Here is a 9267-nt window from a genome sequence, read left to right on the forward strand (position 1 = left end):
AAAAGATACCGGATGAAGATGTAAGGCAGTTTTCTATTTTTTATGATAGATATAGTGCTGCAGTATATAATACCGCTATGGTTTTTACCAAGGGGGATCAGTCACTATGTGAAGATATCGTGCAGCTTGTTTTTATGCGTATGTGGGAAACCCGCACACAGTTGGGAACATTAAAGAAACCGGAGAATTACCTGTATATACTTGCCCGGAATATTATTTTCGACACCTTTAAAGCGCGTGCACGCCAACTACATCACCAGCTACAGCTGGGCGAATTGCTTCACGACGGCCCTGATTCACCTATTAAGATCCTGGCTGCGAAAGAATATGCAGGAATTTTGAAACAAGCGGTAGAATCCCTTCCCTCACAGCAACGTATTATATTTCAACTGGCAAAAGAGTCGGGCATTTCCCATGCCGAAATCGCAGAAAGAATGGAGATCAGTATCCAGACTGTGCGAACCCATCTGAAATTGGCTACCAGGGCAGTTCGCCACTATGTAGTGGTCCATATAGAAGACCCCGAAGTTTTAATGATTTTGTTGGTGTTGTTGATGCAATAATAGTCAACACAGATTTTTTTCAATTCAACTACCCACTTTTGGCGTGGCGGTCGTCTTTATATTGTATCGCTTAAAAACTGTTTATGGATGAGATTCATTTCCAATCCTTACTGGATAAATACCGTAAGAACGAAATTTCCGCAGGCGAGTTGTCAGAATTTACAGAAGCCGTAGGTACGGGCGCTTACGATGAAACCATGAAAGCGTCTATCCAGGGTTCCCTCGAATCAACGGCCCAGCAGTGGGATGAAACGCGGCAACAGTTTGTGTTGAAAGAAATACTCCGGCAGATTGAGGCAGAAACGCCTGTGAAACGGCTCCTGCCGAAACGGCGGAAATGGTTGTCTGTTGCGGCTGCCGTACTTACTATGCTGGCTATCGGCTGGTACACCGTTAACAGGTTAAAAACAAAGCCGGCCCATGAAGAACAGATCGCTGTTCAGGACATTACCCCTGGTGGCCCCGGCGCAGTGCTGATATTGGCAAACGGTAATAAAGTGGTGCTGGATACTGCAGGCAACGGAACAGTGGCTTCGCAGGCGGGTGTTGACATAGTACTGAACAACGGGGGCCTGGCCTATGCACATGCCACGTCCGGAGAGGTGGATGCAGCAGCGCTGAATACTGTTCTTACTCCACGGGGAAGACAGTTCTCCATTGTTTTACCGGATGGTTCAAAGGTTTGGATTAACGCAGAGTCTTCACTCCGTTTTCCAGTTCGCTTTTCGGAAAAGGAACGCCGGGTGCAGCTGACAGGAGAGGCTTATTTTGAAGTCGCGGAAAATCCATCCAAACCGTTCAGGGTATTGGTTAATGATAAAACCCAGGTACTGGTATTAGGTACTTCTTTTAATATAAACGCTTACGGTGATCAGCCACTGGTGAAAGCAACGCTGGTAACAGGTAAGGTAAATATCCGTAGCGGGAAGGCCGAAGCTATTCTGGTACCAGGGCAGGAAGCCAGTATAGCCGGCGATATTACGGTTACTGATCATGCAGATATCAATAAAGCTATTGCCTGGAAAAACGGCGCTTTTGATTTCAATAATGTAACTATAGAAGAATTAGCTACACAGCTGGAGCGCTGGTACGATATAGAGGTGACCTATGATCATCATATTTCACAGGTGCCGTTTGGCGGTAAAATAAGCCGGAAGGTCAGCCTTAAAACACTGGTCAGGTTAATGGACGGTACAGGGCTTAATTTCCGCCTTGCAGAAGGCCGTAAGCTGATAATAACAGAAAGAAAATAAATTCAGATAAAATTATATATGTAAGAAAGAAGGCCAACCAAAAGAAAAACCAGAAGTGATTGGAGCCACTTCCGGTTTAAAGCTTAGTTATTAAAGAGCGTGCCGCTCAATTTATCAACCAAACACCTGCAAATTATGCAAAAAACTGCTTATCAGCTAAGCATTTTCGGCGCGTGCCATATGGCGGCGGTCCGGAAAAAAAAGATTATCAACCAAACATTGCTGGTAATGAAACTAACCATTCTCCTTTTAACAGGAGCCCTTCTACAGGTGTCTGCATCCGGGCTGGCGCAATCGGTTACTTTTTCTGCTAAAAAGGTACCACTGATAAAAGCCCTCAACGCGCTGGAACAACAGACGGGCTACTACGCTTTTTTCAAGAGCCGCGAAATTCAGCGGATGACGGAAACCAGCAGTATCACCATTGCTGCGAAGAATATGCCGCTTAAGCAATTTCTGGAAGAGCTGCTTAAAGAAACGCCGCTCACCTATGAGCTGGATGATAATACCATCGCATTACAGATGAAAGATCCGAAACCGGTAGAGGCAAAGAAGGAAGTAACAGCCACCACCACTTCTATTTCCGGCCAGGTAACGGATATTGACGGAAACCCGCTCCCGGGAGCAACAATAATGGTATCGAAAACAACGATTGCTACTTCCACTGACGGGCAAGGACGTTTTCTGTTGAATAATATACCGGAGAATGCCGGCATTGTCATATCATCTATCGGTTATATGCCAATGGGGCTTCGACTGTCGGCCAATAATACTATCATGTCGGATCCGGTACCTATTACTACAGGCAATGCCCAACCTGATCAAACCGAAGGCAATGCCCAAAGCAATTTTCGCATGCTGCCTTCGGGTGTGGTAAATGTGCGTTTAGCCAGGCTGATCAAAGGCCTTGAGGGCGTAGTGGTAACAGGACTTTTCCAGCGTTCGGGCAATAATTTTACCGGCGCATCGAAAACAATTTCTGGTGCAGAACTGAAAAAGGTGAGTGCCAATAATGTATTCGCAGCTGTATCTGCACTTGATCCTTCTCTCAGGATTGTGCCCAATAATGTGGCCGGTGGCAACATTAACCAGCTTCCTGAAATCCAGATGCGCGGGCAGAATTCATTTCCCAATCTCACCGGTGAGCTTTCTGCCAATCCTAATGCCCCTTTATTTATTCTTGATGGATTTGAAGTAACGCTTCAGCGTATCGTGGACCTGGACATGAACCTAATCAATAGTATCACTTTGCTGAAAGATGCATCTGCCACCGCCATTTACGGATCCCGCGGGGCAAACGGCGTAATGGTGGTTACTACTGTTACTCCAAAACCAGGCAGGATACAGATAACATTCAACAATGATTTCCGGTTTACGACTCCTGACCTGTCTGTGTATCATCTTTTAGACGCTGCGGAAAAACTTAATTTTGAGCAGCGGGCGGGGGTTTATACTTCCTCAAGTTCGCAGGCTCAGCACAAGCTGAATGTGCTTCGCAATGAAAGGTATAAAGCCATGAAAAGCGGCGTGAATACCGATTGGCTCAGGATCCCGGTTCAGGATGGCATCAGTAACCGCAGCTCATTATATCTGCAGGGCGGAGACCAATCGATCCGCTATGGATTGCAGTTTTCCGCCGATCTGCAATCAGGTGTAATGAAAGGACAGGACCGGAAAAATTATTCCGGGCAGTTTGATCTTAATTATGTAGTCAATAAACTGCAGTTCAAAAACTCTATCCGTATCTTCCAGAATAAGTCAAACGAATCTCCTTACGGCAACTTCAGAGAATATGTAACAATGAATCCTTATTGGGCGCCTTATGATGAGAAAGGGAAACCAAAACAAATGCTGGAGGATCTGCTGATAAATTACACTAATTACAAGCAAACGAATCCCGCGTATGATGCCAGTCTTCATTCTGTGAACAGCAACCAGTACTTTGGTATTTCCAATAACTTCCAGATGCGTTATACACCGGTACCATTCCTGTACCTGGAAACAAGCCTGAGTCTTAATAAACAGAATGCCTCCGGAGACCAGTTTTATTCCGCCCAGGATTCCCGTTTTGCAGAGATAACGGACCTCAGCAGAAAGGGAAGTTATACTGTAAGAAATGAAAATAGTTTTAACTATGAGAGCCTGACCACCGCTAATCTCAATATCTCACGTGGACCTCACCAATTGTTTTCAATGCTTGGGTTTAATGTTTCCAGCAGTAATAGCAGCTATTATTCCGTGGTAACGGAGGGCTTTCCTTTTGACAAGCTGGATAACCTGTTGTTTGCGGCACAATACGAAACGAACGGGCGACCAACTGGTGATGAGAGCACTATCAGGAGAGTGGGTGTGGTGTACAGTGGAAGTTATAGTTATGACAACCGCTTCCTGGCCGATGTTTCCGCCCGCCGGGACGGATCATCACAATACGGAACGGAAAAGAAATTTGGAACATTCTGGTCGGCCGGTATTGGCTGGAATATCCATAATGAAGCATTTTTCAATAAAAGCAGCCTGGTGAACAGGCTTAAACTGAGGGCCAGTTATGGTTCTACCGGTTCACTCAATATTCCGGCTTACAGCGCCCAATCCCGGTATAACTTTGGTGCGAATACCAGCTATTTCGGAGAACTGGGAGCGGTCCTCATTGGGTTGGGTAATGAGTTCCTCAGCTGGCAGAATGTGTATAAGGCGAATGTTGGTATGGATGCCGTATTGTTAAGAGAGAAACTGGATCTCCGGCTTGACCTGTATCGTGAGAATACCAAAAACTCGCTGACGCAGATCACCCTTGCCCCCTCCACGGGCTTCAGCAGTTATGCAGAGAACTTAGGCCAGATACAGAATACAGGGATCGAATTCTCTGTAAGGTATAAAATCCTGGAGAAGCGCGCTAAGGGACTTTTATGGTCAGTGAATGTAAATGGATTCACCAATAAAAATATCCTGAAAGAATTATCCAATAAACTCAAGGCTTCCAATAATAAACTCAACGTGGCTAATACTGATCAGGTCACTCCCAATATACAGTTTGAAGAAGGGGAATCAATTAACACCATTTATGCGGTTCGCTCGCTGGGTGTCGACCCGGCAACCGGTTCGGAAGTCTATCTTACAAAAGACGGAAAGAGAACTTTCACCTGGGACGCAGCAGATAAAGTACCGGTGGGCATTAATCAGCCTAAATGGAATGGTAATTTCGGTACCAACTTTATGCTGAAGGGCTTTGAGGTCAACCTGATCTTCAATTACCAATGTGGTGGCCAGCTCTATAATCAAACACTGATAGACCGTGTTGAATCAGTGGATCCCGCGTTTAACGTAGACCGGAGGGCATATGATCTCGGCTGGTCCGGCCCTGGAGATGTAAGTCCATATACACGTATTGGTGTTTCCACCCAGCCTACGCGCCTGACCTCCCGTTTTGTTCAAAACGATAACAACCTGACGCTTAGTTCAGCCTCCTTCGGATATAACTTTTACAGGAGTCCGTTTATAAAAAAACTTGGTATGCGGAGTTTACAGGTGACAGCCATCACCAATGACTTTTTCCGTGCAAGCAGTATTCAGATAGAACGTGGTACCAGCAATCCATTTGCCCGTACCTATTCCCTTTCACTCAGAGCCGGTTTTTAAATTATGAATATGAAAAAGAGTTTGACTATAATAATATGCCTGGTCGCATCTTTGGGGTTCAGCAGCTGTAAAAAATTCCTGGATGTAAAGCCTAAATCCGTTATTTCGGAAAATCAGCTGTTCGCCTCTGAGATTGGTTTCCAACAGGCGCTTACCGGCGTATATTCCCAACTGGCGAGCCGGGCATTATATGGCGATAACCTGTCAATGGGATTTGTGTCAGCATTAGCACAAAACTACGCAGTGTCTGGCGCCGGCGCCCCATTTGTTCAAACACGGGCATTGAATTTTTCATCTGCAGAGGTAATTCGATATACCAACAATATCTGGGATACAGCATATGCTGCCATCGCCGGTATAAATAAGATCCTTGTCAGCACCGAAAAAAGGAAAGATGTTCTCTCTGCTACAAGCTATGCGCTTATACGGGGAGAGGCGCTTGGACTCAGGGCATTCCTTCACTTTGAAGTATTGCGGATGTTTGGTCCTGAGTATACCGCAGGCGCAGCGATTAAGGCCATCCCCTATAAAACTACCGTTGACCAATATGCAAAAATACCTTCCGTTACGTCAGAAGTAGTGACACTGGCACTCGCAGATCTTAGCGAGGCGACAGATCTGATGAAAGATGTTGATCCTGTTTTATCGGGCTCACAGAACAGGCGCATCAGGATGAACTATTTTGCTGTAAAGGCCCTGGAGGCAAGGATCCGCATCTACGCAGGAGATAAACAGGGAGCTTTTCAGGCTGCTTCCCTGGTAGTGAACTCCGGTAAGTTCCCGTTTGTAACCCCTTATGCCGCTTCATCCACTGCAGGTTACCGGGATCGCCTTTATATTGATGAAGAGATATTTTGTATCCGTGTGCGTGATATAAAGAACTGGGCGGAACAGCAATATTTCCGCTTTAACGGAAGCGCCAACCAGAAGCTGACAAGAAGTACAGCTAACTTTAACACACTTTATGAAACGGCAGCAGGCGGCGCCACCGACTTCAGATTTCTTTACCGCATTGAACAGGACGGAGGCGTCCCCTTTCCTTCTAAATTCTGGCAGACATATCAGTTTAATACACTGGATTCAGACAGACTGGATCAGCATGTACCAGCCATCCGTTTATCTGAAATGTACTACATCATGGCGGAAGCGGCCGTCACACCGGAAGAAGGCGCCGGGTATCTGAATATAGTGCGGAAAAACAGGGCGCTACCTGAGCTAGAGGCAGGTACCATTACCCAGCAAATACTGGAGAAAGAAATCACTAAAGAGTATCAGAAGGAGTTTTACGCGGAAGGGCAGTTATTCTTTTACTATAAACGGAAAAAGATAACCAAAATGCTGTTTATGACCACTGAGATTCCGCTCAGTAAGTATGTGCTCCCTATACCTGAGTCTGAACTGGAATTTAATCCTAACTACAACTGATAAATCCTGTTTTATGAAGTACTTGTTATTTCTCACCATATTGTTTCTGATGGTAGCCTGTAAAAAGGAGATTGTATCAACCTATAAAGGTCCCGACGGGATTACATTTTATTTAAATGAATATGAAGCAGACAGCCTCAGTTACTCCTTTGCGTATTCCCCCGTTCCCAAAAACAGGGATACCGTTTTTCTTAAAATGCGTGTGGTAGGTGCGGCAGCTGACCATCCCCGGGTTATTTCCGTAACAGCGGGTGCGGGATCAACGGCCAGGCAGGGCAAAGACTACGAGCTGCCGGAAATTACATTGCCGGCCGGCGCTTTAACTGTGCAGTATCCAGTGGTACTGCTGAATTCACCGGAGATGACTACCACCACTTTCCGGCTTATTGCCCAGGTTGCACCGGGTAAGGATTTTCAGGTAGGCGCTACGGGGCGTGAGATCGGAGAAACAACCAGCCTCGAAAAAATTATCATTGACGTGAGTAACAAGATCATTAAACCTTCTTATTGGGACGAGGTGGAAAGTGCATTCGGAGCATTCAGTGAGCGTAAGTTCAGGTTTATGGTGCAGATTACTGGCCTTTCTGATTTTTCTTACGATGCAATCGGTGTGGATGGGTATTATAATTTGCCGGTTAAATTACAAAATGCCCTTGCTGAATACGAAGCCGTCAATGGGCCAATGATAGATGAATCCGGTAATGTGGTCACCTTTTAGTTCAATTCAAAATTAAATTCATGCGTAAATATATATTCAGAGCATTCCTCGCAATATTGGCGCTGGCCTGGGCTTCCTGTCAAAAGGATAATCAGGGGTTTGTCTATGATAAACTAAACACGGTTTCTATCAAAACAGCTGATTCTTCATTTGTGATAACACAACTGGATACACTTAGTATTCAAACACAACTGACAGAATCTATGCCTTCAGGGGATAGTTATACTTATGAGTGGAAGGCCTATATGGTAGGAGAAGATGCCGTGATAATATCTGATAAGAAAGACCTGAAAGTGGCAGTTAATCTGCCACCAGGCTCATATGACCTGATATATACCGTAACAAGTGTGAAGACGGGTATATCTTCTTTTATGTTGTATCCGCTTACTGTAAACGGAGCATTTTATGAGGGTTGGCTGTTGGCTGCAAACCAGGACGGGAAGGCCCGGTTGTCTTTTATCCGGGCAAACGATTCCGTGTTCTTTTCTCCGGCGGAAGATGTGAATAAGACCACTTACCCGGGAAAGGCTCTGGGGGTCAGTGCCGGTATTACCAGTATTTATGCAAATCTTGCGCTGGTGATGTTTTTTACAGATCAGGGTGTTTACAGGTTCAATGCCGACGATTTTATTCAGAATGGTGCTACCGCAGATATCTTTCCGGAGCCGAAGCAATTTACTGCTTCATGCGCGTATGCCTTGAATAAAATACCCTACGATCAGTATATTGTCGCTGACGGAGGACTGTATGCAGGCATCGGACCTTTGTTTTATCCACAGGATGTATTGAAGCCTTATTCTGAAAGGCTAACAGGTGATTATACCCTTTTCCCGGTTGTGATAAATTCCGCCACTTCTATCACTTTATTTTATGATAATAAGTACAGGCGATTTATGTCTGTTCCGCTGGGCGGCAGAATGTTGACTCCTGTATCTGCGAGTCCGGGCGGTAGTTTCAATATGGCTGATGTTGGAAAGAAGATGATTGGCTGGAGCTATGGAACGCAGTCTGTAATTTCATCTGATGAAATCTACTTTATTATGCAGGATGATGCAGGTATCCGCTATCTGTACTCGCTTACCGGGGCAACGCCGGAATTAAACCAGCGGATCGGCAATAGTCCGGACATAGAGAAAGCCTCCGCTTTTGCTGCCTCGGGGGTTGTAAAGCATCTTTACTATGCTGCAGATAATAAAATCTATCTCTATGATATACTGGCGAATTCTTCGAAAATGGTATACACGTTTCCCGATGGCGTAAAAATAAAAGACCTGAAAATGTTGCCCCTTACCAGCAAAAGAATTGTGGTGGCAACTAACACAGGAATTGCGGGGGAAGTATATTATTTCGACCTGGATAATCTGGGAGATATTATTAATCACACCTATGTTAAGAAATTCACCGGGTTTGGTGAGATTATAAATCTCAGCTACAGATCAGCTAACTGAGACAGGCAATAATTTTTTCATTTACTATTATTAACTAAAAGTATGAACAGCAATAGACTATTTTTTTTCCTTGGTTTTATATTATTTTCTCTGACCGTGTCCGGGCAGCAGGTGAAAAATGCAAAGTATACCTTAACCGGTAATATTGAAGACCTGGTAAGTAAGGCCGGGTATGCCAAAGGGAGAAACTTTACAGCAGGGTATGTTTACCTTTCAGGAATAGT

Annotated in this window: 7 protein-coding genes; all 7 read left to right on the forward strand. The window is 45.0% G+C overall.

Annotated elements, in window-relative coordinates:
• The coding region (locus VN105_RS07405) for an RNA polymerase sigma factor (protein WP_325639429.1) at positions 1 to 563 on the forward strand (563 nt) is incomplete at its 5' end.
• An 83-nt stretch (positions 564 to 646) separates the two neighbouring features.
• On the forward strand, positions 647 to 1816 hold the full coding sequence (locus VN105_RS07410) for a FecR family protein (RefSeq protein ID WP_325639431.1): 1170 nt from the start codon (positions 647 to 649) through the stop codon (positions 1814 to 1816).
• A gap of 135 nt (positions 1817 to 1951) precedes the next feature.
• Positions 1952 to 5452 (forward strand): SusC/RagA family TonB-linked outer membrane protein, encoded by a 3501-nt coding sequence (locus VN105_RS07415; RefSeq protein ID WP_325639433.1) that lies wholly within the window; start codon positions 1952 to 1954, stop codon positions 5450 to 5452.
• Positions 5453 to 5461: 9 nt separating this feature from the next.
• Entirely contained in the window at positions 5462 to 6877 is a 1416-nt protein-coding gene (locus VN105_RS07420) for a RagB/SusD family nutrient uptake outer membrane protein (RefSeq protein ID WP_325639435.1), read from the forward strand.
• 13 nt (positions 6878 to 6890) lie between these two features.
• A complete protein-coding gene (locus tag VN105_RS07425) occupies positions 6891 to 7595 on the forward strand; it encodes a DUF4843 domain-containing protein (protein WP_325639437.1) in 705 nt (234 codons plus the stop codon).
• A 20-nt stretch (positions 7596 to 7615) separates the two neighbouring features.
• On the forward strand, positions 7616 to 9043 hold the full coding sequence (locus tag VN105_RS07430; RefSeq protein ID WP_325639439.1) for a PKD-like family lipoprotein: 1428 nt from the start codon (positions 7616 to 7618) through the stop codon (positions 9041 to 9043).
• A 42-nt stretch (positions 9044 to 9085) separates the two neighbouring features.
• Positions 9086 to 9267, forward strand: a 182-nt coding sequence (locus VN105_RS07435; RefSeq protein WP_325639441.1) for a hypothetical protein, incomplete at its 3' end; no start/stop codon positions are given.

The organism is Chitinophaga sp. (assembly GCF_035564935.1).
In the GTDB taxonomy this organism is placed as follows: Bacteria; Bacteroidota; Bacteroidia; order Chitinophagales; family Chitinophagaceae; genus Chitinophaga.

Excerpts from the sequence above, each read along its gene's own strand:
- VN105_RS07410 (WP_325639431.1), top strand. The coding sequence starts at position 647 with ATGGATGAGATTCATTTCCAATCCTTACTGGATAAATACCGTAAGAAC.
- VN105_RS07420 (WP_325639435.1), top strand. The coding sequence starts at position 5,462 with ATGAAAAAGAGTTTGACTATAATAATATGCCTGGTCGCATCTTTGGGG.
- VN105_RS07430 (WP_325639439.1), top strand. The coding sequence starts at position 7,616 with ATGCGTAAATATATATTCAGAGCATTCCTCGCAATATTGGCGCTGGCC.
- VN105_RS07425 (WP_325639437.1), top strand. The coding sequence starts at position 6,891 with ATGAAGTACTTGTTATTTCTCACCATATTGTTTCTGATGGTAGCCTGT.
- VN105_RS07415 (WP_325639433.1), top strand. The coding sequence starts at position 1,952 with ATGCAAAAAACTGCTTATCAGCTAAGCATTTTCGGCGCGTGCCATATG.